Consider the following 25,824-nt stretch of genomic DNA (forward strand, 5'->3'; position numbering starts at 1 on the left):
ACTCTTCATTGATAACGGACGAATTTCCGTTGGGTATTACTCGGCAGCTGCCTTTCTTCCCACCCTTATGAGCCCATTCGTCAAACATTTCCTGCTGCAATCTCACCATCTGCAACTCTCTGAATATCAATTATATTTGACTACTCTTCTCAATCATTGGTTTAAATTATTTTTTTATAATAATCTAAGATGAAGGTATATGTCAATATTTTTTATTTATTTTCTTAAAATTCGAAAATCATTTACAGAAAATCACTAAACTTGATCTCCCTTATTTTTATTCATTTGGTGCAATAGCAAAGCAGCGTGCGGTAAATCCTGGCGCATCTACAACAGCAGGGAATGTACAAAAGATTAATGCTCCTTTTGGTGGAAGCTGATCTAAATTACGTAGCATCTCCACTTAATACTTATCTTGTTGTAAATAATATAGCTCACCTGCCCATAGTGCTGTTTTGGCTGTGATAGCTGGGTCAGTATCTGGTGGTTCATGACCAATTGCCGCTACTTTTCTTACCTCACATAAATATTCTAAAGCAGCCTTTGTCCAACCTGGATAATGGGGATCTCCATTTTCATCTTTATTAAAGAAGGCCTCTCCCTCACGCTTGGACCAATCAGTACGCATAGCAACAAAGCAATCTTCTGGAATCTCTCCGTGCTCTGCTTCCCATTTCTTAATGTCTTCTACATCCATACCAAAATCATGATTTTCAGCCACTTCTTTAGAAACATCAATAACACATAGTGGATAAATCATCTCTTTTACACCAATTTTATCGAGTGCTTTTCCATCTTCAATAAAATGGAAAGGTGGGTCAATATGTGTGCCAAATTGACTGATCATCGTATATTCTCTAGCACTTACTTTTTCTTTATCAAAAGTCATAATATCTTTAACCTGCAAATCACGAAATCCTTCATAATGTGGAGTATTTTCGTCGACTTTATAGCTTAAATCCACCCATTTATATTGATCAGACTTCATTTTTTCTAGCATCTTCCATAATTCCATGTAGCCGTCCCCTCTCTTATTTCTCTATCGTTTGAATAATTGCTTTTGTACCTTCTATAAATCGATTAACTTCTTCTTTTGTATTATAAGGGGCAAGCCCTGCACGAATAAATGAACCTTTATCTCTGATTCCTAATTTCTCAGCTAATGTTTTAGCATAGAAATCACCTTCAGCAATGAACACACTATGCTCTTCACACATACGGATACAAAAATCTTTAGGTGAAATACCTTCTACCCGAAATGCAATGGTTGGTGTTTTAGGTACAGAAGCATCAGCCTGATATAATGTCACCTCATCTATTTTTGAAAGCTCAGATCGCATCAAATCAGCCAAATTATTCTCGTAAACTTCGATAGCATGGTAGCCAGACTTAATCTGTTCTTGTAATGTTTCTCCATGACCAAGACTTGCTATAAACTGAATCGCACTTGATACAGTTGGAATTCCTTCATGATTTTGTGTTCCCATTTCAAGACGATCAGGTACATCATCTGGAGCAGGAACAACCTTATAGACATCTAAGTCTTCAAAAATCTCTTTACGGATAATCGCCATTCCGACATGAGCAGCAAAAAACTTATAAGCAGAAGAAAAGAGCATATCAATGTTTTGATCTTCCATATCAACATACATATGTGGGATGGCATGAACTGCATCGACTGCAACTAATGCGCCAACCTTTTTTGCTTGTTCAGCAATCGTTTTCACATCAGTAATTGTCCCAATACAATTAGAAGCAGAACCAACTGCCACTAGCTTTGTTTTAGAAGTTAACAGCTTAGGTAAAACCTCTAAATCTAAAGTGAGTGTAGAAGGATTAAAAGGAATATATTTTACTACAACCCCTCGATCATCAGCAGCTGTTCTCCAGGAATCAATATTGGAATGGTGCTCTAATTCCGTGAGGATAATTTCATCCCCTTCTTCCCAAGAACGTGCTATAGCTCGACTTACCGCAAACATTAAAGTAGTAGCATTAGGTCCAAAAGCAACTTCTGCTTTGTCTGCATTAAATAAGGATTTTATATCTTGTTTTGTCGTCGCAATTAACTCTTCTGTTTCATAGCTTGATGGAAAGTTCCCATGTAGGTTTGCTCCACCTCGAGTAAGGTAATTTGTAATTGCATCGATTGCGCTCTGGAGTGTTTGTGCACCACCAGGACCATCAAAATAGACAGCTGTTTTATCTCGATAAGTACGTTTTAGTGAAGGAAATTGTTTACGAATCTCTTCTATAGGATAAGTTGAAGACATCAAATCTCTCCTTTAATCTGAAATTTTAGTTAATTCTATTTTGTTTACTGCTTATATAAATGATATAATAACGTTCAAGTTAGTGTCATCATGCAATCAATTGACCAAATTTTTTTATAATTAGTATCGTAAAAAGCACATAATATAAAATTTTAACTATAAAATGAATCGAAAAAAGAACAATCTAGAAAAGAGGGACAGACCATCATGCGAAATGATTATCTGAAGGAAAAACTAGAAAAAAATCCCTTTATTGTCTTAGGTGAAGAAGTATATAAAGTTTTATATAATGATATTATTCAGTTAAACATCCTGCCGGGAACAAGATTAAGTGAATCAAAAATTGCTAAAGAGTTTGGTACAAGCAGGACACCAGTTAAAAATGCGATTGATCGCCTAAAAGAAGATGGTTTAGTTATTACGGAACAAGGAAAAGCACATGTAATTACTTTAAATAAAAAAGAAGGACGTCAGCTTTATGAAGCTAGATTAGCTTTAGAAGGATATGCAGTTTTTCTAGCTGCAACCAGAATCAATGAATCACAGTTAGAACAATTACATCAACTGGTCATTGAATATAATCATTCAGCAAATACAGAAGACTTCCTAAATCATGCCTACTATGACCATGAATTTCATAAAATAATTATGAAAGCAGCAGATAGCCCCTATATCATGAATTTATATGAAACAATTGAAAGTAGAATACTGCATTATCGAAATTCTTTATTAATCAATGTACCACCTGATCGCTTTCGTACAATTTTATCACGAGCTGGGAAATGCCATACTGCTATTTACAATGCGATTCGATTAGGGTTTGCTGAAATTGCAAAAAATGAAATGGAACGAGATATTAATGGAATGATGGATGTGTTTGTGGAATGGAATTAGATGGGGAGATTTTATTTAAGAAGAGGAAATCATCCAGTGAACCTCAAAATAAACAAGAGGAGTTAGATAAATCATCTGTCTCCTCTTTTTTTGTATTGCAGGCATTTTTATAAGCTGCAATTCCAAATACTTTAATAATTGGAAATAAATATCAGTATAATTTTGATCATTTTTATTAAAACTAAAAGTGTATTACTTTTTGAATCTAAATAACCATAAAAAGGACGATGACTTTAATGAATAACCGTGTGATTACTTCTTTACTAGCTGTAGGTGCTGCTGGTGCCACAATTTATGGAATACGCAAAGGAATTCAAAACGGAACGTTTCAACGTTTACCTCAGCAACTTTCAAATGCAATGAATAATCCAGCAGCTCAACAATTCGTGCAGAACTTGGGAACCACTAGCCAAGACATGCAACAGTTATCAAGTGTGTTAGACACTGATAAACCAGAGCAACAAGGGGAAACCAATAACCTAAATAATCAATAATGGGTAATCAGAAATTAAATAATAAAAAATTCAACCAGGTGAATACAATGAAATTTAAAAAACTTCTATTAGCTTCTCTTACAGCAATTCTTTCTACTGGATTATTGTTTGGGTGTGGTACACCTAATGATGAACAGGAGCCTGATCCAACTGAAGAGCCTTCAGAACAACGTGATCAAAGAGATAACGAACTAAAAGAAGAGCAAAATCAATAATTGCGGAACAAAGGCAACAACTCCCATTTAGCAACACACTAACTAGTAATGAGATAAAAGAAACATAGCAAACGTAGAGATTTGATATTGATTTATCCTTTGAAGGAGTGTGCAGTTTATACATTGCTTGGTACTGGAGCCAGACAAAACTATAATTGCCAGTTCAATTTAATACTTCTAAGACAAGGGATGAGTTTACGTGTTGTGCGTTTTCAATCCAAATAATCTCCTCCAAAAGCAAAAGGTTTCATTTCCGCCCATTCTCTCACTCAATAAAAAGCGTAAGTAAAGACCATCTACTTAGGATGGTCTTCCTTATGAGGTAAAGTACTTCTGATATAATGTGTCCTTCGACATAAGTAAATATCTAGGCTCAGGCATACTCTTTGACAATGTTGATGATGAAATGAAATGGATAGAGAATAAAGCAAGTTGTTTAAACCATTTATAATATGGGTTTTGTATTGAATATACCTCAAAACCTAATTTACGACATCCTTTATACAGCGATGTAATACCTATCATTCCTTTCACTCTATCGTTATAACCAGTTGTCTCGAGATATTGCACTAAATAGGGGAGTATATCCTTTACTTTCTTATAAATAATCATTGCCCTCCGAATATCATTATTATAGACTTGGAATTGCTTCAACAATTCGGCATTATGAAGATGTATTTTTAACAACAAATCATTTTTATGGATTATTGTTCCATCCTCTAATGTTAAGGTCCTTCCTTTATACTTCGTTAATCGAACACGCATAATAGTTCGTTTACCATCCCTGTCTTCTACATAATTCAGCCTAGTAAATCGAAAATATAGCGTGTCAATTAAATTCCAAAAGAATAAGCAATTTCTTCTAATATTTAAATTCATGTCCTACTATACTCCTTAAATCTTCATTTACCGTTATATTTTGCCTCTATTGATTTGAACTTATGTTGGTAATTAAAGGCTGGGAATAAAATAGAGTTTACTTGAAAAACTAATTTGTAAGGAGGCGTAGTATATGTATCGAGTTCTCTTTATGCCATTATTACAAATTCCATCTGGGCACCACCATGTAGCCGATTGTATCAAAGAGGAGTTAGAACAATTTTCAGGAGTGTTTCAATGTGAAAAAGTAGAGATTCTCTCCTATTGCTATGGCAAAGCAGAAACTTTGATTTCGATTGTCTATTTACAATGGATTCATAAGCTACCACACTTATACAGCAAAGTGTATAAAAAATCTGCTGTGAAAAATGCTAAAACCAACAGACTAATACTTACCTATAAATGGTTATTTTATAAAAAAATTCTTCATTTACTTAGGCAAGTAAATCCAGATATCATTCTTTGTACGCACGCCCTTCCTTCCCATATACTAAATTGCTTAAAAAGTGAAAAACTCTGGTCAGGAAAGGTAATTAATGTGTATACTGACTATTTCATTAATAATTTATGGGGAATCGATCAGATTGATTATCACTTTGTTCCTTCTCAACGTGTCAAACAAGAGTTAATACATAAAGGGGTCAAGGAACAACAGATCTTCATTTCTGGAATCCCCATTCACCCTGTTTTTAAAAAAGCTAAACCATCTATTAAAAAAAGTAAACCGGTTATTCTAATCAGTGGCGGAAACTTAGGTATAGGTTCCATTTCACAGTTACTGCATCGGTTAATCCCATCTGGAACGATACAGTATAAAGTGCTTTGTGGAAAAAACCAGATTCTTTTTGATTACTTAACCAAATTAAATCACCCACACATCCTCCCCATCCCCTATATAGATTCAAAGGAAGAAATGAATAGCTTCTATGAGAAAGCAGACGCGATTCTTACTAAACCCGGTGGCGTTACGGTTGCAGAATGTTTATGGAAGAGATTGCCAATCTTTGTCTATGAAGTATTGCCAGGACAAGAGGAATACAATCTAGAGTATTTAAAGGAACAAGGACTTGTATTCCATTTAGATAACTGGAGTTCTTCCATGAACATAGAAAAAATTGTAATTCATTACTTACAAAATAAATTGGTACACTTTTATAAAAGTGTAGACAGTTTTAATCAAACTTTGGAGGACCATAATACGTCAAATATCATTAGAAATTTTATTGTTTAATCAAAAGCTGTTTAGATAATAAAAAACAAGCCTTACCCCAATATTTACGTGGGAGTAAGGCATTATCTACTTTATTGAACAATTAAACGAAGCACAAATTCTTTAATATCTACAAAACGTGGAAACAAAGGTTTTTCATCTGTACCTGCGATTATCAATGGTACCAGTGATTCCTGTCTGTGTATGGATCCATGTGCTGCACCTGCAAGATGAAAAGGCGTAGATTGGGCTTTAAATTCACAGCCCGGCTTCGCATTCACCACAATGAATCGTCCCGAATGAGAGTGTAATGCACCATACAAACGTGCTAACGCGTCTGGGTAATCTCCATAGGACAATATATTTTGATTAGACGAGGTCAATTGAAGAAGTTCATGATTTCCATCTACGTTCCATGTTTGATTATACACATCTCTATACTCTCCATTCGGGCTATATCGCAATGAACCTTTTCTCAACCCCGATTCAATGTTTACTGAAATCCCATCTTCGTTCTTCCAAGCAATGATATCGATACGATGATCCTTTTTTAGCATTTGAATAATAGGCAGCAATGAGAGACTTTCATCAAGCACATAAATATAAGCCATACGTTGATTCACACTAAAGGCTAGCTGATTACTTTTATGTACTGGCCGTTCAATTCGTGCTATACGGTATTTTTTCAGCAATTTACGTAAATCAATAACAACTTCTCGATATTTGTAACCTGTTGGAGAATGACCGTTATCCCCAATAATCAACCAGACATTCTGGTTAAGCGCTTCCTCTCAACTTGAAAATAAATTCAATGTTTTTTGTATTTCTTTGTCTATTTTAGTAATCCCCTTTATATCCATCGGACCTTTAAAATGAATCCGGGTGTCCATATCCTGAAAGATACAGAAAGTAAACCATGGTAGTTTATTTTTACGAATTAAATATCGGAGTTCCTTGGCTGTATATTTACGATTTCCTGCAGCTATCTTCGTCGGAAAACTCCATGGTCTTAACTTTGAAAAAGTACCTAACGAGAGGATAGATGGGCCTTCAGCTATCCACTTACCATCTTCAAAATGAGTCAACGTGCTAAGTAGCCGCGGAACACGCAAACGTTTAGGAGTATTTCCTCGATAGACAAAGGAGTTAATAGAAGCCGAGGGAATCCCCTTAGAAGCCAATTCTTCATAAATAGTAGTGACTTCACTACTCAAATGTTCATTGTTTAATCGGTACAGCATATTATGAACAGATTTTCGCATACCCATTCGAAATGTTTCACGAAAACCCGTACCGTAGTTAATAAACTGGTTTTCCGAATCATCAAACCAGTTTAAACCTGGAATATGATGTTTATCCGCATATGCACCTGTCAAGAGACTACTGTCAATGGTTACAGACATGGTTGGAAATGAAGTTACCATATTAGATATATAATTTCCGTTTTCCATTAAAAATTGTAGGGCAGGAGCACGTCCTGTTTGGGTAGCTACTTCCAATGGGCCGCTCATCAATGAATCAATATTTAGTAAAATAACTGGTTTTCGAAAAGATTGGGATTCTTTCATGTCATTTTCATCCTCACCGCGTTTGTTTGCAGAAAAATAGAAATTAAGAGTAGTTTTTCTTGAAAATATTGTATCCTTTTGATGATAAAATTATGCCACTTATCTCGCGTCCTATCCGACTACATTTCCATTTTTTAGATAATCAAATTTTTCCAACTTAGAAATCAAGTGAGTTTTATTAATAGACAATGACATTGTTGAATTTGTCCAAAAATGAAAGTTTTCAAAAGAATAAAAACCATAAAAAATAACCCCTCATGCACTTTAGCAGGTTCGTGAGGGATTATTTCTTCTCGCCGCCTGACCCCTCTTGTCGGGGTTCAGTCTATTGCTAACCGATCCATGTTCCAGCATGGCCGGTCTTTTTATGCATTAAGAACAGCTATTTATTTCCATCCTATTGAATGGGGAGATCTATGTTATTTGTCTTCGCATTATCTTAAACCATAAGCATTGAGCATTTCTTCAATGTCGCTATTGAGATTTTCTATTGAAAAATCTAATTTCTTTTCAGCTTCTAAATGATATTCTTTTTTCAACTGTAGGATACGTGTTAAACTCTCATTCAACCTTTCCTCTGTAATATCACCATTTTCAACAGCACCCTTTAATGAATTAAAAACGGTAGCGATATCCTCATAGTTATGAGCGACTAAAATAACATCTGTTCCTGCTTTTATCGACTGGACAGCCGCTTCACCAATATCGAAATGATTCGTCAACCCTTCCATTGTCATATCATCTGTCATTACAACCCCATCAAACGCCAGTTCTTCACGTAGTACACCCTGAATGATATTTTTTGAAATGGAGGCCGGATAATCCGGATCTATCTCCGGCAGTAAAATGTGTGCTGTCATGACAACATCAGCACCTGCTTCAATGGCCTGTTTAAACGGTAGTAATTCAAGTTCCTCTAATTCTTGTAAGGTTTTATTAACTTGTGGCAACTCAAGATGTGAATCTGTATCTGTATCGCCATGACCTGGAAAATGTTTAATGACTGGAATCACATTCTCAGATTGAATTCCCTTCATCACTTCAACACCATGCTCCCCTACTATTTCTGGTCTAGTACCAAACGAACGATCACCAATCACCGGATTATTTGGATTGCTATTTACATCAAGTACAGGTGCAAAATCAAGATTAAAACCATACAATTGAACTTGTTTGCTTAATAGCTCACCGAATTCAAATGACAAATCCAAATTATCTTGCTCTCCGATTGATGCTGCGGTGGGTAATTTTTCAACCTCTTCTGAAAGCCTTACAACCCTGCCTCCCTCTTGATCGACACCTAAGAAAAGTGGTGTATTGTTTTGATCATTTTCATGCTCTATTTCCTCTAACAATGCTGATGTCTGTTCCTGACTTTCAATATTATCAGAAAACAGGATGATACCGCCTACTTTATAATCGTTAATCAAGCGTTTTGTTTCATCTGTCATCATTGTTCCATCAATCCCGGCGAACATCAATTGCCCTATTTTTTCATCTAAAGTCATATCATCAATCCACTCAGAAATAGGATGCTTCTTTTTTGGCATGTTTTCAGCTGTTTTTTCATCCATTTCTTCACCATCCATCACAAAGTAAAAAAAGATAACAAGGAATAATAAACCGAATAAAAGTAAATAACCTACAATTTTTCTCATTCATCTTCCCCCATTCTTGGTGTATAACTTTCTAAGATAGGCCACTTGCTTTAGGGTTCTTTTACTGACTACTTCAGTTGTATGCTTAATGAAAGCCTGTCTTTATCCATCTACTGCAAACAAGGCATTAAATGCTTCTGTCATTACTGGGTGATTATATACCTGATCTCTTAAATACGTATAAGGAATATCAAAATCCATAGCTAACTTTATCAGATTAATTATTTCTGGGGACTCAGGTCCAAACAGACTGGCACCTAGAATTTTATTTGTCTGTTTATCGATAACCACTTTAAATATTCCCCGCAAGTCATTAATTACATGCGCTCTAGGATGAGATGCAACTGGCATCTTCCCTTCTACGATAATATATCCCTTCTCTTCTGCTTCTTTCGCTGTAAGTCCTACTCTAGAAAAAGGAGGATCAATGAAAATAGAATAAGGTATATTTTTTCGACTTTCTAAAGTATATTTTTTATCGCCAAATAGATAGTCCTCCACAATTCGATCGTCATCTAGCGAGATATACGTGAATTGCATTTCTCCTCGTACATCACCAAGTGCCCATACATTATTCGCTGTTGTTTCAAGATGTTTATTAACCTTAATTGCTTCTTTTTCTGTAAGCTCAATCGTTGTATTTTCAAGCTCAAGATTTTTCACATTGGGTTTTCTGCCAGTAGCAAGCAACACTGCATTCGCCTTTACCGTTTTATCATTGGATAATGAAATCGAAACCTCATCTTTACTTAACTCATTGATTTCCTCTGCTCTAGCTCCAAATATAAAACAAATCCCTTTTTCTTCCATCTCCTTCTGAACTTCTGCAGTAATTTCATGATCTTCACCAACCAAGAGTTCTTCATCAGGAGTAATTACCGTGACCTGGGAGCCAAAGCTTCGATACATCGAAGCGTATTCCATTCCAATATATCCTCCACCTATAATCGCAAGGTTTGGCGGAAGCTCTTTACGCTTAATCAAGGACGTACTTGTATAGATTTTATCTAAGGTTAGATCTCCTTTAATCGATGGAATATTGCTGATTGCACCTGTATTGATAAAAATATGTTCAGCTGTTAAAACCTCCGTACTTCCATTTAACTCTATTTCTACCTCTTTATCAGAACGAAATTTTGCTTCAGAATCATAAATAGTAATATTTCTATTATCAGCTAAGCTTTTGTAGTTTTTCTCACGTAGTACTTCCACCACATTGTCTTTTCTTTCTATCGCTTCTTGATAAGGAATACCCTTCAATCCATCCTCCACAAGCGCCTTTGTAGGAATACATGCAATATTAATGCACGTCCCGCCGTACATATTGGAATCTCTTTCAATTAGCGCTAACTTCCAATCTTTTTGAGCTAGGTTTCCAGCTAAAGTTTTCCCTGCTTTACCAAATCCAATGATTATTGCATCATAAACTAACATTTACATATACACTCCCATTAATCGTATTCAATAATCTGTCCAAAAATAGTTAAAATATGTCTATTATTAGTTGCTATACCCTTTACTGTAAGAATTCAAGCTGATGAACCTATCTAGTTTGTTTCTAAAGAAAAGCCGCAAAATCATACATACTGTAGATTCAGTTGGAGGTGTTTCAAATGTTGGTACCAAGCAACCCTCAAATACTAAAACTTTATATTTATTTCTCCTTCCGTCGGAGGTCACATTTGATATGAATTTCTTTATCTGTACATAAAATAACGATCAAAGGAGCTTGTTTTAAAAGACCTAGAGCTCTAAAAAATGTAGTTCTAGAAATGAATGTCAACGAATAATGAAAAAATATGTCTTCCTAATTGGTAAAAACCTATCACAAATCCTTTCCATAATATAGAAATTATTCTTTATCTTGTGATACAATACGCAACTATGGAGGGAAATATAATATGGAAAGAAAATTATTATTGCCGCTAGTAATACTTATTACATTACTAGCCGCTTGTTCTAATGAAACGAAGGAAGCGGAAAGTAAAGATACAGAAGATAAGGAGGCGACGAAAAAGGTTGAGGATAGCATAGAAGAGTTGGCATCCTATGAAATTTCAAACGAAGATATGTTCGACATGTATAATTTTAAATCTACATATGAGGGTGACAAGCTCATCTTTTCTGGTAACAGAACAAACAAGAGAGATGACATCCGTAAACGATATGTTATCACTGCAGATAAAGCGTTAATTTCCACAGAAGATTTAGCGAAAGAAGACAATGAAAGAGATCATTGCATTGATGGCGAGCTATCCCCTGACGGTAATTACTTTGTATTTAATTGCTCGAATGATAATACAGTGTTCTCCTTGTACGACTTTGATAAAGAAGAAGTAATCTATCGCGAGGAGAATGAGAATCAAACATTTGATCACTATGAATCATCGACATTACACGCAATGGCCATAACGAATGATCAAGAGATTATTTTAGGTCAAAAACATGAAGGCTACTTCAAAATTTATGATTTGAAAGACGCTTCTATAAAAGAAGTAGATGTTGCAAGTGAAATAAGTGATGATGACCGATTAGTTGACATAATACTTACGGATGACGATTCGAAGATATTCATTAGTACTGAGCAACAAGTATTTGAATATGATCGTTCTACCGAAAAGTTTCATCCACTGATAGATGATACAGACGAAGAAACTAGAGTAAGCTCCTTTAAAATGTCTGAAAACGGCAAGTATGCAACATACCATAAAAAAGAAAACAGAATAAATGGTCCACTTCAGGAATATGATGTATTTGTCAATCTGGAATCTGGTGAGCAAAAGGCATATGATAAACTTGATTATTCAGGCTATTCTACACCTGATGATAATGGAAATATTGTATTCTATGATGCTAAAGAGCAAGCAATGTTCTTATATAATTTTGAAATAGAGGAGAACAAAATAATCCCTATTGATAAGGACAAGCTTTTCATGGCGGCAAATAACTTCAGCTTCTCTTCCAATGGTAAACACTTATTTGTTTATGATATAGACTATGGAGATGAAAAGACTACTTATACATTTTACCGATTCACATTTGGAGATATTGATAGCTATGAAGAGGATGAATTTCGAGGTAATCTATTGAACGCATCAAATAATAACGTTGATGAAAATAAGGACAATGACACTGATCAGCCTATCACATTGAATGATTACGACGAAGATCCTCGTGAGGGATATAAGAAGCGATGGGAGAAAAGTGTAGATGCACAGTTTCCAACGCAGTTCCCGTTTGAACCTGATGAAATACAATATAGTATGTATGGGAATAGATACGAACAAGAAATAATAAATGGCCGAGAAGAAATTGAATACTCGACATTTTTGAATGGTAATATCACAAACTCTAAAGATTGTGCGGCAGATGATCTTGAAAAGGATATAGAAAAAGATGGTATCGAGTACTATTATTATGATTTTACCATGGAGCATGAATTAGCTTTTGCTAAAGATGGCGATTGTTATACAATTGTGCAGGAAGACTTTGATAAAGAAACGAGCTATTCTATTGCCGACTCCATTCAGACAATAAATGATCCGCCATTTGATTTACCGATTGATCAAATAAAATTCCCGACAAAGCTACCAATGAACGAACTAAATATTTCTACACAGCATATTAATTATAATACGGAAACAACAGAGCTTCGAATTTTTCATACATTTGAATCAAGAGATGACAAGAAGTTTAATATAGGATATGCTGCCTCAACAGAAGATACACTAAAATCACAAAGCGAAAAGCATGAAGAAGTGGAATCTTCGGATTGGGAAGAAATAACGTATTATGAAGATATGCATGAGCTTGTCATGTATGATGGTGATTTTTATTATCGTCTTACTGCAGACAGAATAGATAACGAATACCAAGAAGAACTTGGTGAAGAAAATATTAAACAAATACTAATAGACGTAGCTGAAACAATGGAGAAATAATGATTAAGAAGATGAGCTTCCCTTTTTAAGGTGTAGCAAGGCTTATAGTTTCTTGTCCCTTTTAGGGGAAGTTTTTTGTTTTGAAAATCCAACAAGATTATTTTCATGTTATATCTTATTTTAACTATAGATTTTGTGGTAAATAATATTTCTTCTCGTTTTTTTCTGCAGAAACATAATTACCCCTCTGTATAATAATTTAAAAAAGCCCTTCATCTCCAGTATTTTTCCGGAGACGAAAGACTTATTCTTACGCAGTGTCCCTCCTGTAGACATCTTGGTAGGTATTACTCCCTGTTGTTCAGAACCAGTATTCTTAGTTTTCCCTTACTATCCATTACCTATCAAGCCTTCATAAAAATGTTTACTTTATTCATCAAGTTTTTCAATACTCTTGTCAACTGCCTCTAGCTGCTTCTTTTTCTCGTCATCCTCTAATTTGTCATCATCATTAATCTGTTTCTTCTTTAATTGTAGACTTTCCTTTTGTAAAGCTTTATTATCTAATTGCTGTGCCAGCTTTAATGCATCATCTGGTCTTTTGAGTTTTAATAAGCTTCTTGTTGCCAAATAAACAATGCGTTGATTATCTTTCCTCTCATCTGCGATTTGCAGAACTGTTTCGTGGTTCTCCCCTAAGTATGCCTGCTCTGCTAAAATTTGAGGATTATTTGATTCATAATCTAATACAATTTTATTTGCTTCTTCATTTCCAAGCACTGCTAATCTTCGGATAATATCACTTTCATTCTCTTCCGTTGACATAGCCAATGCTTTTGTCAGGCTTTCAACTGTACCGCTTTGTTTGTACTGTGATAATAACAATTTTTCTGTTTCTTCATCTTTATTTTCAATTGATTCCAATGTTTTAATTGCTGCCTCTACATCATCATTTACGATAGCATGGTAGGCACTTAATATTTCTTCTTTTACTTGCGCATTTTGTTCAAAATTTACAATTTCTGCTTCAAATTGTTCTACAGCAGCTTCTTGCTTTTCAAGCATAGCCTCTTGATTTTCTATTTTATCATTTAAAGAAGATATTTTTGTCATATAGGTTATTCCTATGCCAATTAATATCCCAATAATACCCACCAATAAAACTAACTTAGTAGTCTTACTTTTTAGTTGTTTTTCATTTTTTTCTTTTAAAGGCTGAAAATCTTGGTTATGTTCATTCGTTTGATTAGAATCACTAAAATTATTTATTATATGTAATAATTCCTCAGCGTGCGTACATTGATGTAACTGATGTAATATATGTTCATTATTGAAATGAACTTTAAATAGTTCACAAATAATTGTTTTACAATCATTAAAAATATCACTTCGCGTTATTTCTATATTTGTAGTTACCATCCGTAAGCCACGAAAAGCGAATTTCACAGTATTTACATCATCTACAAAAATATTCTCTTTCGTCACTAATGGTGTATAAGGGGTTCCTGCAAGTTTTTCCACTGTAAGTATTTGCTGAACTATCTTTTGGAACTGTTCTTTACCTGTAAACGCAATATTTTTTAACATTTTAAATGTTTGTGGAGCTTTATAATCTAAGCGAAGTCCCTGCTCTTCATATTCAAAACTTTCTAATGGAAAAAATAAAGAATCCTCTTTAGATAATTCATCTAATTGAACATCATCGATTATCTTCATATTTTCACGATCCACATATACCTGCACGAGATCACCATGATATGTTAAGTTAATGATCTGATTTTTCTTTTCAGTTATACTCATTTAGTCACTTCCTGAGACTTACTAATTTTTGAAAATAATTAACTACTTTATCCGTACGCGACATTTTTATGTTATGAAATACAGCCGCAACTTCTGTAATACTTTGGTATCGATTATTAAGATTCATCTGAGTTAGTCGCTCCACCATCTTCAAATAAGATCTAGGAATGTTCGGAATTATAACAGCTTCCTCTATTGAAGCTGTGTACACATTTTTCCCACCTGATATTAAGTAGAATAGTATCGCACCTAGGGAAAATAAATCGGATTGCAGACTTGCCTGGCCTACTTCAAATTGTTCTGGTGCTGCAAAGCCAATTGTTCCTAAAGATATATTTTGCAGCTCAGAGCCAACTTCTGTTGCACTACCAAAATCAACTATATAAATCGAATAGCTTTCCGTAATTAATATATTTGATGGTTTTAAATCTAATAACATGATTGGTCTCTTCAACTGATGAAAGTATAAAAGTAATTCCACTAATTGTTCGGTTATGGCAATAATATCACTCCATAACAGGAATGCATTTTTTCTTTCAACCATTTCAGATAACGTTATTCCTGGCATCTTTTCCATCACAATGCAATCATATTTATCAGCATAGATAAACTTATCATACAACTGTGGTACCATTGGATGGTGGATTCGAGCTAAATATTTCGCTTCATTTTTTATTTGTTGATTAATTTGTGTATCTAAATATTTAGCGACTTTCAGTATTTTCGGGGTTCTTGAATGATCAGAAACCTCGTATATTAAAGAAGTTTTTGTTTCTGCATATTTATTTAAGATACAGTATTTATCTTCAAGCCTCTCGTTTATACAAAGCACCTGATTTCATTCCTTTCCCCAAAAATTCAACCAAAAATTAGGACAGCTGTAACATCATCCTGAATGCTCTGTTTATTAAAATGTTCATATAACACTTTTATTTTTTCATCAATCGAATTATTTTCCTTTAAAATTTGTGTCATTTCATTTTGCGATAGTACTTTCATTACTCCATCAGTAGCTAATAAAAATCTATCTCCATCCAGATAATCACCTGTTTTTATAAAAGGGTTTACTTCCCCTTGTACACCGATGCATTGTGTTAACATATTGGAAGAAAGCGCACCATTTTTTTGTTTTACTTGTTTTACATGGTCAATTGTTAATTTATGTAAAGATTGAAACTCAAGTAAATCTATTGTATCCTCATTTACTTCTTGAATTTTTATGGCTGCCTTATATTGATAAACAGCACTATCACCAACATGAACAATAATATATTTATTTTGTACCATAATAAATACTATTAATGTGGTGCCGATTTTCTTATTTTCTATGTCCCCTATTGAAATTAAACGGTCATTGATAAGGTGAAATTGCTCTTTAAGTTGTTCTTGGGCACATTGAAAGAAAGTTTCCAGCGAATGATGTTCCCAACAAAATGCTTTCCACCAAGCTAGAATTTGCTGTACAGCAAATAAACTTGCTGCTTCACCATCATCATGTCCACCCATTCCATCAGCAATTACAAATATATCTGCTTTTTCTCCGCCAGATATATTTGTAGTCACATATGCATAGTAGTCTTCATTTACTTTTTTAAATTCAGGCTTTATGGTAAAAGACTTCACTAACGGTTGTTCTTCTTCCTTTTTTATCATATTTCCACCTTATATACGTAGGTTTCTTTCCCAATCAGAATACTATCTTCATGATTTAACTCATGGATTTTATATGGAATAATCTTTTCACCATTTAGAAAAGTACCATTTTTAGAACCTAAATCTTTAATACCATATGTATCTGATAGTTTGATTAGTTCGGCATGAAACCTTGAAACTCCAGCACTTTTTGTACTTATTTCCGTTCCCTTTTCTGCTCTTCCGATGACTATTGTTTCATTTACTAATTCAATTTCGGTCAGTTCATCATTCTGATTGATTAAATAATTCTTTGTAGTTGGTGCGAGTTGAATTTCGCTATCATTCTCATAATCAAGTAAAATAGTTTGGTCATTATAAAATGCAGCTTTTTCTGTTTCTTGCTCCACATTATTTTCATTGTTTAGTGCTATTTCATCTAACTTATTAGCAGAACTATTAAAAGCTATTTCTTCTGCAAAGTTAAAATCCTTTGTAGTGTTAGGTTCTTCCGCTGTCATTGATTCTGGGGAATGCACAGGTTCTTTCTTTTTCGCTTTTGCTTGTTTTTCCCCTTTAGTTTTAGATGGTTTAGCCGCTTTCTTTTCCTTGTCCCTCTTCAAACTAAACTGTTTCATATTTGGTATTCCTTTTAGATTTATAAATAATAAGATACCAATTATTAATACTGAGATAACAGAAGCAATAATTATACCAGTAGAGCTTTCCCCTAAAAGATTCCATACAACTGCAGCAAGTAATAATCCAAATAAAACACTATACAGTTTATACTTCGAATTTAATTGTTTTAATGGTTCTTTTGGTTTCTTTTGCTTTTGTTTTACTTGTACTTCTTCCGTTTCTTCTTCCGTTTCTTCAATTTCTTGATGAAGTGAAATAAGCAGTTGTTTTACTCCCTGTAAACTGAAGGAAGAATCTTTAATATAATTTAAAATTAACTTGAACCTTTTACCATCTAATCCAATTACCTCACTTGCTAAATGCAACAATAATTGTTTTAACTTTTCCTCATTATTTGCTGGATTTTCAACTTTCACAGGTAAGTAGACTAGCTTCAATGTTTGAAGATTGTTATTTACAAAAATATAATCTTCTTCCAAAACAAAGGATGCTTCATCCAACATATTGTTACTGGATTCCTCCAAGGCATTAAGTAGTTTAATAAAAAACGAATAATAGCTTTCCATTGTAAAGGAATTTTCTTTTAAATAGTTTCGAATACTTTTCAATCCATCTATTTTATAAAATAATGTACATTCATCATTGAGTTCTTCAAAATGAATTGGTAAAACAGCAGGAAAAGCATTTGACTCAAGCATCTTTCTCTGCAAATCCTGCAGTTCCGTGTTTTTGAAAGGTATTCCATTACTTTTTTGTACTTTAATATAATTTCCATTTTTATTTACTTTTTCAAAGTAAAAATCTTTCTCAATGGTTTGCATAAGATCCTCCTTTTCTACTGTTAAATATTTACTAAAAGTGTGTGTTCAAAAAGGTCAGTGAAAAGGACCGTCATCGGTTAAATTCGCAACGTCACACGAGCAACACCGATACTAGCACTTCGTGTCCGTCGAAAGTTCAAGGCAGCGCAGCTTAGAGTAGCGGACTTCTACAGGATGTAGTGACTTCTGTGTTGTCCACAGGATGTGGACGGTTTTAACAGAAGTTCCGCTGTGGTTTTAATACATGAGCAGACGCTCTTGCACGCAGAAAAAGTGATTTTCTTTTTCAAGGAACGGAAAAGCAAGCTAACGACTTTCATAGGATGTGATGACTTCGACGTTCGACACAGGACGTGTTGGAACTTAGTCGAAGTTCCACTGCTTACCGTGTCATTTTTATTGAACTTTTTGAACAACCTCTATAAACATATAGTAATACGTTACTATTACACCTGGCACTACGGCATAAATAAACGGAAATCGATTTGATATATTATTCTTAAACTCATCTAATGGAGTCAATGATTTCTTTTTAATTGATTCTAATATATGTAACCCAGCTAACGTTAAATTAACCAGCAACGTTTTTGTAAAAATTAAAATGATAATAGCAATTATTCCCGCAAAAATGATGGAATACATAATCGAATATAAAGTAAATAAAGTTCCAGATATGGCACCAATTGCCGCAAATAATTTTACATCTCCAGCACCAATCGCTTTGAAAACGTATAATACTAGCATAATACCTAACCCGACCAGGAGTCCGAATATTGAAAATAGAAAACCATCAAGTTTGTTTACCAACAAATGATAAAAGATTCCCGTCAGCATACCGGTCACATTTAACCAATTTGGAATTTTGTGTTTTCGTACATCATAAAAAGCTACTATAATTAAAAAAACTGCTAAAATAATCGTGTTCCACAACATTTTTTTACCTCATCATTTTTCATTTTCTATTTTTACCATTACGCTTAAGAAGTTTGATTTAATTGCCAACCCAGCCTCGCTCGATGCCAATTTTTTTTATTTTTATATCTTTTTGATAGAATGGTAAAACTAGTTTCAATGTATTCTCTACCTCAACCACTATATCAGCACTATCTCCACTTGTTGCTGTAGTGTAGTGTGATGTTAAAACCTTTATGCCTCCGGGGTTGTAAAATGAGGATGATGGAACATATTTCTCATATTTCTCTTTAACTAGTGTTTCAAATAAGCCATCAGAAAAATGGTTAACAACATCACCACTGCTAGGGATTTCCCCTTTTACCTGGTCAACTAATTTATCCAACAAATACTTTGCAACAGTATCATTGTCCATAGCACCTTTTGCACTATCTGTAAGTGCACCAATAAAAGATTCACCAGTATCATCGATTAGCCCTTGAACTGCAAGACCGAGATATGCATAATGGGCACTTGTTTGTACGGTTTCATCTACTGCTTTTTGTAAAGAAATCTCCGCAATGCTGATTTTTACAAAGGAGGACAATAATAGGATAAAAGAAAGAAATATTGGAATAATTAATGCTGCTTCTAAGGTAATACTTCCTTCTTTATTTTTAAGTAGTCTCACTTTATTATCCTCCTCTGGCTTACTTAACTGTATTTGGGAGTTCCCAAACTGTTTCCTCATCTGACATTACTTCATATTTAAACCAATATCCTTCAATATCATCACCCTCGTTGATTGTTACATGGTAGATGATATCACCTGTAATAGAATCTCCAGGAGCTAAGTCCTCTTCCACTTCTGGAAAATAATCATCCACAGATGTATCTCCTGCTTCTTGGCCAATCTGAGATAAATTTGCAGAGAACATACGGTTTGGTACATAGGTTTGATCAGTAATGTTTTTTATCGTTACGTTGACAATAGCGATATATTTTCCCTCACTATCCTCCTCAAAGCCTTGATAAAATTCATTCATATCATATTTCTCACTACTATTCGTAATCTCATAATCATTTACCGTAATTTCATAATCAAAATCATATAAATCGCTTGTAACAACAGCTGTTTCTCCTACTTGATAGATTTTATCTTCTGCTGTTTCTTCGTTTTCGTTCTGATCATCTGTTGTTGCTCCTGCATCATTTTGATTATCACCCGTATCCGTATCTCCAGAGTCACAAGCTCCAAGGATGAATAATATAGCACTTAATGTAAGTATGACACTTATTTTTTTCATGTTTACCTCCTGTTTAATACGAATATACTTTGTGTTTTTCAATTTTATATCGATTTCCTTCCACCTTACCTGGAAGAACTTCTGCAAGCTGTGGGATAAACCATAATTTTATATCCCCGCTTACATGTCCCTCTATATAGGAAGGACTCTCTAATAAATTACGGTTTGTTTCATGTGATGCAGCCGCTTGAATCCGTCTTATTTTCCCATCATTATACGTTGGATCAATCGATTTGACTGCGAGAAATATTCTTAAAAACATGGTTCCTGTAAAAGTAAATCTTTTAGATGGGGCAAACATTTTAAAGGGATTCCATTCTAATTTCCCATCATCTAAAAAGCTTGTAAGCTCTGTTAAAGTCATAACCATTGCAGTTGCAATCGCCTTATAAAAACCTAACGGCCCTGCAAATCCACCTCTTTTTAACTCATCTAATAAATTTACAATAAGTAATATACAAGTGATATCTAATAAGAAATGGAAATAATTCATTCCTGATACATGATGTCCATAAGCGATATACTGCCCTTTTTTGGTATCATATTTGTAGAAATCACTTGAGGTAAACGCATAAGGCTCTTTTGTAGCGAAATTCGCCAATACATATTCGTTAATATATAATTCATTCCTTATCGATTCAGGGAATCCTTCGACAAATTCAATGAAATACTTAAATCTATCAAATGCATCTTGGATAAAAGCAAAAACACCCGAATTATCTGCTTCCTCTTCCCCTGCAAAAGCGCCATCATATTGTAAAACGTACTCTTCCAATTTATTATATGTAGCTTGGTCATCGCTTAAATTTTTCAGTTCATTTAGCATTTCAAAAATATCCGACAAACCGGTTTCAGCTTTTTCTTCTTCAGCATCTACATCTGCATTGTCGAGTTCTTTTTTGATCAATTCATACTTATCAAATTCACTTTTTATTTTTTTGAAATGTTCATTTTCAAAATCGGTGAATTTATCATCAATTGCTTGAAGAATAACTCCTAATAAATCTTCATCATCTAGCAATAAGGAGTTATAAAAATAGTGTATTAATTCTAGTAAACTAAGCTGGCTTAAATCGTTGGGATTATCAAGATTATTTTCTTCTAGAATTAATTTGTCATAGACTTCGTCTGTATTGTTTAATAATATTTCAAAAAAGGAATCCTCTATAACTAGACTTTTTAAATCATCAAATTCCTCTTCTGTGCCAACCATGCCCTTTATCTCATCATTATATGCCTTGGCAGTAGAATCCTCTGGGTTAGAGAGTGTACCATTATTTCCAATTAAGTGCAGAGGAACATCATCGTAATAGAGTTTTACGCCAATAGCAGTTAATAAATCTTTACTATCAATGGAAGCCTTGTAGTTTTGGAATTCTTCTTCCTCGTCATCATCACGCTCTTCCATTTCTTTAAGCGTTATATACCTTGAATGATATGCTTTTAATTCATGAAAAGTTTTTAAGTTTTTAGGAATTTTGTCTTTAACATCTGTCACTCTTTTACCAGTGATCTTAGTCTGTAGTGCTTTAACCTCTTCTATGAACTTATCAATTTTCTCTTTTCCACTGTCTATTTTATTATTTCTTTTTTTCATCAATTCTAGTATTTCTTCATAGTTATCTACTAGATCCTGCATGTTATCCACATCACCAGAAGACATTTCATTTAGCTTAAACATATCGAAAATATCTGTTCCAATTTGGACTGGTGCTTGATATTTCATCGTTTCAATAACTTGTGAACGGAAAACATCCAAATCAACTAAATTTCGCTCAAAATCAAACGATATCGAAGATTCTCCCATATCAATGTTTGGTACAGCAATGTTGTTATACCCTGATAGGGATGAATCAGTAGTTGCCTTCTGTAAATAACTTTGAAAGTCACCATTTGCTGCTCCTTCGTCTCCACTGTATGCAAACAAGCCCAAATTAGCTAATTTTGTATCGAACTTTGCCATTGTTGATCTAAGCGCTGCATCTAGAGAACTTTCAATTTGACGTTCAGCAACTAAGATACGCATCGTATCAATAAAAAGTGCATTCATTAAGAAAACTGGCAAGATAATGATGATAGCGTAAATAGATACTGATCCACGGTTATTAAATAATAAATTTTTCATAATTTGTTTTATATTTCGCACATCAACTACCACCAAAAAAGTTTTTTATTGATTCCTTTGCCTTACCCATTACATCATCTAACCCAAATTCACTCCATAAATACTTTGAAAAATTATGCGTACGTATCAATTCAGGTGTTTCTGTAACTGTATGTGTGGAGGAAACTGTTATACTGTCACTTACCACACTTTTCATAAAAGATGGAATATATAAATTAGAAGTTGCTGTAACCTTTACTTCACCATCCAATATATTTGACTTATATTCCGATTTTAAAGTAACAGTACCATTATTAAACTTGGTTACTCTTCTCAGTTTGCCACCCGTGTTACCTGTAGATTGAAAGTCGTTCAAATTAAATAATGATAATAAATCAAACTCTTGAACTCGCCAATATAAGCCATCACTTTGATTTCCTGGCAAACCAGTATATGTTGATTTTCCAAATTCACCGGTAACAATGTCCTTCTGGGAGTTGTTCCACACATAGGCTAAATTTGTTGAAGCACGATGAGCAGAATAACTAGCTGTTCCTGTTTGAAAAAGAATGATACAAAAGAAAACACCGATTAAAGTAAAAATTAATAAAGAAGGGAAGACGAGTGACGATTCAATCGTGAAGGATCCTCGCTCATCTTTTAGAAAAATTTTCATTATAAACATCCCTTCATGTCCTTATTTAAAATCGGTTTGCGTTATTTCCCATTGTGCATAAGTAACAATTTGATCTGTTTCACTTCCATAAATTAAATGATACTCATCCGATTTTTTTGTGTCATAAACGGATACCATGGTAACTTCCTCACCTGGTGCGATTTCATCATCGATTGTTATTTCTTGCCCATCTTTAGTAATTTCCTCATCAAATGTTGATAACTGATGATTTAAACTGGCTGTATCTTCCTCACCAGCATATGGAGCTAAGGATGGTAGCATAATGTTGCTTAACGAATATGCTTCGTCACCTGTATTCTTAATTTTGGCAGTATATTTAACAAGCACTTCTTCCCATGCTTCTTGCACACCATTTTCATCTTCATATTCATCAATAAATTCAATGGATTCTGGTGTCACTTCCATTTGATAATTCTCTGACACATCTCCAGAAATAACGGTACCTGTTTCACCAAATTTTAAACCTGTTTGATGATCAACTGTTTCTTCTGATCCGTCATCTCCTTCTGTTTCATCCTCTGAATTTGCATCCTCTGTATTTTCGTCTTCTACATTTTCATCTTGCGAATTTTCATCTGTATTTGGCTCTTCACCAATTTCTGTATTTTCTTCTGGTTCCTCATTATCATTACTATCTGAACAAGCAGCTAATAGTAAAGATAAACTGAAAAGTGTAATGATTATCATTGATAGACGTTTTATTTTCACCATTCCATTTACATCCTTTCTATTACGCTAATAACTTATGATGTTTTTACCTTACATAAATAGAATATATGTAATCGTTTTATAGTTGTTCTTCCCAGTTATATGTCTTTTACATATTGTAAGAATTAAACTAAATATCTTCGGTTGAAATCTATTCTAAAATATCATTATCAATTCTATTGAATAAATTATTTGCCCATTGGCTAATCTTATCTTTAAACATAACTGCTATTACTACCAAAACAGATAAAATTAATAAAATCTCAATCGTTTCTAACCCTTCTTCATCTTTCCAAAAATCTTTTACAAAATTCATCATTAAAACACTCCTTATAAAATAATTTAAAATATTGCTATTGCAGGGTACGCAACAATTAGTAGGATAGCTACAAAGATAAGCATAATCGGGAATATTAGTTTTGAGGAAGCTTCTTCCCCTTTAACTCTAGTTAATGTCTTTCGCTTATCCCAAAGTGTAACCGATAATTCTTTTAAGGATTCTACTAATAATGCACCACCTTTTCTATAGTTCATCATTACAGTTGTAGTAAACACAGATACTTCTTGAATACTACATCGATAACTTAAATCTTTCATCACCTCCTGAAAGGAAACATTAGCATCCAATTTTGCTACCGCTTCATTTAATTCAAAATACAAGGGTGATTTTTGAATATTTGCCCTGTTTTGCAAGACACTCTTTTTCATTGCACCTTGTATCGTATCACCAGCATTGACTAACAAAATAACCTTATTTAGGAATTCTGGCATTTCCAAAATAATCGCATCTCTTCGTTCCTTTACTTTCTTTTCTAAATCCCTCACTAAGTAAACTGCAACAATGACAATAATAACTGCACCATAAACTAAGTTACTATAGCCTTCATCACCTAGCTCTACTAAAATAAGTGTCATCAATGTCATCAAATAAATTAGTGTAATAACTTTAGCCAGATAAATTTTTGTATAATCATTTGATAATTTACTTCCTTTAAGAATGATCATTTTCTGGTGAATAAAGTTAACTATTTTAGGGAACTTTTTATATATTTTAAGCTTATCAATGATTGCAAAAGCAAATGGAGAAAATCCAGGTAATGTTATGTCTTCTTTATAATTTTTTACAAAATCCGCATATATTTTTTTGTTTTTTAATACAACTAAGATTAATAAAACAAGCATTATTAAAATGATTATCCTCAATACCATGTGAATTCACTACTTTCAAGCTATTAAATTTTTATGTCCATGATTTTCTGGCTAATCAATAAACTTACTCCAATACTTGCAAGTGCAACCGTCATAATAACTGGTCCTGGAGTACCTAAACCATATAATGGAGCTACGTAATCTGGCGATGAAGTTTTCAAAAATAAGATCATTCCAATTGGCGCTATCGCCATAATTTTCGATTCAAACTTCTTTTGAGATACTAGTACACGAATATCTTGTTGAATTTCAATTTTGTCAGCTATAATATCTGCGGTTCTTTTAATAATTTCAACCAAGTCCCCACCAGTACGTTTACAAGTGATAAAAACATCTGCGAAATTCCGAATGTCGTCCAAGTTCGAACGATTTGCAAAATCGTCTATTGCTCTTTCTACTATTTCTCCATTAGCAATTCTTCGCGTAATTAATTCAAATTCTTGAATAATATACGTGTTTTTATCTGGATATAGTAATTTAAGATCTTTTAATGCTTCTTTGAATGCATTTTCTATTGATTGCCCTGCAGCAAGTGAAGATGCCAATGATGCTATTGCCTCTTTAAATTGAAGATTCAATTCATTTTGCCGTTTAGCAATAAGGTTTTTCTTTTTAAATCTCGGATAAAAGATTCCAGTTGCAGAGAGAATCGCCGAGAAAATAATACTATCGTAAAATAAATAGGCAATTCCAAAAATCACTATAGCTGCGAAAATCGTATATTTTATTTTCTCTTTGATCGTCAAGTTATACACTGCATAATCAATTAGCAGCTCTCCGCCAAGTGTACGTTTCCTAATTGCAGAAATAGTTTTCTGACGTTTTTGGAATTCGTCTTTTCCTATCTTTTTTTGTTGACGGCTGTTCATTATTCTACGAAATATAATAATGCCTAACAGGATAACAATTGCTATGGAACCTATTATTTTATCCATTTCCAT

Annotated in this window: 25 protein-coding genes and 1 other annotated feature (1 of these 26 running past the window's edge); of the genes, 5 read left to right on the forward strand and 20 right to left on the reverse strand. The window is 33.8% G+C overall.

From position 1 onward, the window contains the following. Positions 1–166, reverse strand: a binding site (T-box leader); it reaches 83 nt to the left of the window's first position. Between the two features lie 237 nt (positions 167–403). Together AB4Y30_RS14630 and AB4Y30_RS14635 are read right to left on the reverse strand one after the other, a co-directional pair. After that, entirely contained in the window at positions 404–1,015 is a 612-nt protein-coding gene (locus AB4Y30_RS14630; protein WP_368652958.1) for a cyclase family protein, read from the reverse strand. 16 nt (positions 1,016–1,031) lie between these two features. Beyond that, entirely contained in the window at positions 1,032–2,273 is a 1,242-nt protein-coding gene (locus AB4Y30_RS14635) for a cysteine desulfurase-like protein (RefSeq protein WP_368652959.1), read from the reverse strand. A gap of 207 nt (positions 2,274–2,480) precedes the next feature. Between AB4Y30_RS14635 and AB4Y30_RS14640 the strand changes: the two genes are divergently transcribed. The 3 genes from AB4Y30_RS14640 (at position 2,481) to AB4Y30_RS14650 (ending at position 3,876) form a co-directional block, all read left to right on the forward strand. Next, positions 2,481–3,167: a GntR family transcriptional regulator gene (locus AB4Y30_RS14640; RefSeq protein ID WP_368652960.1), complete on the forward strand. Its 687-nt coding sequence runs from the start codon at positions 2,481–2,483 to the stop codon at positions 3,165–3,167. 236 nt (positions 3,168–3,403) lie between these two features. Beyond that, positions 3,404–3,661 carry a hypothetical protein gene (locus tag AB4Y30_RS14645; protein ID WP_368652961.1) on the forward strand — a complete coding sequence of 86 codons (258 nt, stop codon included), beginning with the start codon at positions 3,404–3,406 and terminating at the stop codon, positions 3,659–3,661. A 47-nt stretch (positions 3,662–3,708) separates the two neighbouring features. Next, the gene (locus tag AB4Y30_RS14650; protein WP_368652962.1) at positions 3,709–3,876 is read left to right on the forward strand and encodes a hypothetical protein; all 168 of its coding nucleotides are present in this window, start codon (positions 3,709–3,711) and stop codon (positions 3,874–3,876) included. Positions 3,877–4,191: 315 nt separating this feature from the next. Here the strand turns inward: AB4Y30_RS14650 and AB4Y30_RS14655 are convergent, their stop codons facing one another. Further along, complete coding sequence (locus AB4Y30_RS14655) at positions 4,192–4,755, reverse strand: hypothetical protein (RefSeq protein ID WP_368652963.1); 564 nt, start codon at positions 4,753–4,755, stop codon at positions 4,192–4,194. A gap of 133 nt (positions 4,756–4,888) precedes the next feature. Between AB4Y30_RS14655 and AB4Y30_RS14660 the strand changes: the two genes are divergently transcribed. Then, positions 4,889–5,986, forward strand: coding sequence for a hypothetical protein (locus AB4Y30_RS14660; RefSeq protein WP_368652964.1), 1,098 nt, complete (start codon positions 4,889–4,891; stop codon positions 5,984–5,986). Positions 5,987–6,057: 71 nt separating this feature from the next. Here AB4Y30_RS14660 and AB4Y30_RS14665 read toward each other — a convergent pair whose 3' ends face one another. The 4 genes from AB4Y30_RS14665 to AB4Y30_RS14680 form a co-directional block, all read right to left on the reverse strand. After that, positions 6,058–6,729 (reverse strand): hypothetical protein, encoded by a 672-nt coding sequence (locus AB4Y30_RS14665; RefSeq protein WP_368652965.1) that lies wholly within the window; start codon positions 6,727–6,729, stop codon positions 6,058–6,060. Positions 6,730–6,756: 27 nt separating this feature from the next. Then, positions 6,757–7,533, reverse strand: coding sequence for an alkaline phosphatase family protein (locus AB4Y30_RS14670; RefSeq protein ID WP_368652966.1), 777 nt, complete (start codon positions 7,531–7,533; stop codon positions 6,757–6,759). A 434-nt stretch (positions 7,534–7,967) separates the two neighbouring features. Beyond that, positions 7,968–9,191 (reverse strand): beta-N-acetylhexosaminidase, encoded by a 1,224-nt coding sequence (nagZ, locus tag AB4Y30_RS14675; protein ID WP_368652967.1) that lies wholly within the window; start codon positions 9,189–9,191, stop codon positions 7,968–7,970. A 102-nt stretch (positions 9,192–9,293) separates the two neighbouring features. Next, positions 9,294–10,625: an FAD-containing oxidoreductase gene (locus AB4Y30_RS14680; protein WP_368652968.1), complete on the reverse strand. Its 1,332-nt coding sequence runs from the start codon at positions 10,623–10,625 to the stop codon at positions 9,294–9,296. Positions 10,626–11,092: 467 nt separating this feature from the next. Between AB4Y30_RS14680 and AB4Y30_RS14685 the strand changes: the two genes are divergently transcribed. Then, positions 11,093–13,132, forward strand: a complete 2,040-nt coding sequence (locus AB4Y30_RS14685) for a hypothetical protein (protein ID WP_368652969.1) — start codon at positions 11,093–11,095, stop codon at positions 13,130–13,132. A gap of 369 nt (positions 13,133–13,501) precedes the next feature. Here the strand turns inward: AB4Y30_RS14685 and AB4Y30_RS14690 are convergent, their stop codons facing one another. From AB4Y30_RS14690 to AB4Y30_RS14750, 13 genes are all read right to left on the reverse strand, one after another. Continuing rightward, positions 13,502–14,872 carry a type VII secretion protein EssB/YukC gene (locus tag AB4Y30_RS14690; RefSeq protein WP_368652970.1) on the reverse strand — a complete coding sequence of 457 codons (1,371 nt, stop codon included), beginning with the start codon at positions 14,870–14,872 and terminating at the stop codon, positions 13,502–13,504. Positions 14,873–14,876: 4 nt separating this feature from the next. Beyond that, entirely contained in the window at positions 14,877–15,704 is an 828-nt protein-coding gene (locus AB4Y30_RS14695) for a serine/threonine protein kinase (protein WP_368652971.1), read from the reverse strand. Between the two features lie 26 nt (positions 15,705–15,730). Beyond that, a complete protein-coding gene (locus tag AB4Y30_RS14700) occupies positions 15,731–16,525 on the reverse strand; it encodes a PP2C family serine/threonine-protein phosphatase (protein ID WP_368652972.1) in 795 nt (264 codons plus the stop codon). Next, complete coding sequence (locus AB4Y30_RS14705; RefSeq protein WP_368652973.1) at positions 16,522–17,967, reverse strand: DUF6382 domain-containing protein; 1,446 nt, start codon at positions 17,965–17,967, stop codon at positions 16,522–16,524. Before AB4Y30_RS14705 ends, AB4Y30_RS14700 begins: the two co-directional genes overlap by 4 nt. Before the next feature lie 396 nt (positions 17,968–18,363). Next, positions 18,364–18,900, reverse strand: coding sequence for a prepilin peptidase (locus AB4Y30_RS14710; RefSeq protein ID WP_368652974.1), 537 nt, complete (start codon positions 18,898–18,900; stop codon positions 18,364–18,366). A 58-nt stretch (positions 18,901–18,958) separates the two neighbouring features. Next, positions 18,959–19,549 (reverse strand): TadE/TadG family type IV pilus assembly protein, encoded by a 591-nt coding sequence (locus AB4Y30_RS14715; protein WP_368652975.1) that lies wholly within the window; start codon positions 19,547–19,549, stop codon positions 18,959–18,961. Positions 19,550–19,568: 19 nt separating this feature from the next. Then, a complete protein-coding gene (locus AB4Y30_RS14720) occupies positions 19,569–20,165 on the reverse strand; it encodes a DUF4352 domain-containing protein (protein WP_368652976.1) in 597 nt (198 codons plus the stop codon). Positions 20,166–20,178: 13 nt separating this feature from the next. After that, the gene (locus tag AB4Y30_RS14725; protein ID WP_368652977.1) at positions 20,179–22,311 is read right to left on the reverse strand and encodes a TadE/TadG family type IV pilus assembly protein; all 2,133 of its coding nucleotides are present in this window, start codon (positions 22,309–22,311) and stop codon (positions 20,179–20,181) included. 1 nt (position 22,312) lies between these two features. Next, positions 22,313–22,945, reverse strand: a complete 633-nt coding sequence (locus tag AB4Y30_RS14730; RefSeq protein ID WP_368652978.1) for a TadE/TadG family type IV pilus assembly protein — start codon at positions 22,943–22,945, stop codon at positions 22,313–22,315. Between the two features lie 21 nt (positions 22,946–22,966). Further along, positions 22,967–23,677: a hypothetical protein gene (locus AB4Y30_RS14735; RefSeq protein ID WP_368652979.1), complete on the reverse strand. Its 711-nt coding sequence runs from the start codon at positions 23,675–23,677 to the stop codon at positions 22,967–22,969. A 148-nt stretch (positions 23,678–23,825) separates the two neighbouring features. Next, positions 23,826–23,990, reverse strand: a complete 165-nt coding sequence (locus AB4Y30_RS14740) for a Flp1 family type IVb pilin (protein WP_368652980.1) — start codon at positions 23,988–23,990, stop codon at positions 23,826–23,828. 26 nt (positions 23,991–24,016) lie between these two features. Next, complete coding sequence (locus AB4Y30_RS14745) at positions 24,017–24,856, reverse strand: type II secretion system F family protein (protein WP_368652981.1); 840 nt, start codon at positions 24,854–24,856, stop codon at positions 24,017–24,019. 50 nt (positions 24,857–24,906) lie between these two features. Next, a complete protein-coding gene (locus AB4Y30_RS14750; protein ID WP_368652982.1) occupies positions 24,907–25,818 on the reverse strand; it encodes a type II secretion system F family protein in 912 nt (303 codons plus the stop codon). Positions 25,819–25,824: the final 6 nt, after the last annotated feature.

This window comes from Ornithinibacillus sp. 4-3, assembly GCF_040958695.1.
Taxonomy (GTDB): domain Bacteria; phylum Bacillota; class Bacilli; order Bacillales; family Amphibacillaceae; genus CALAMD01.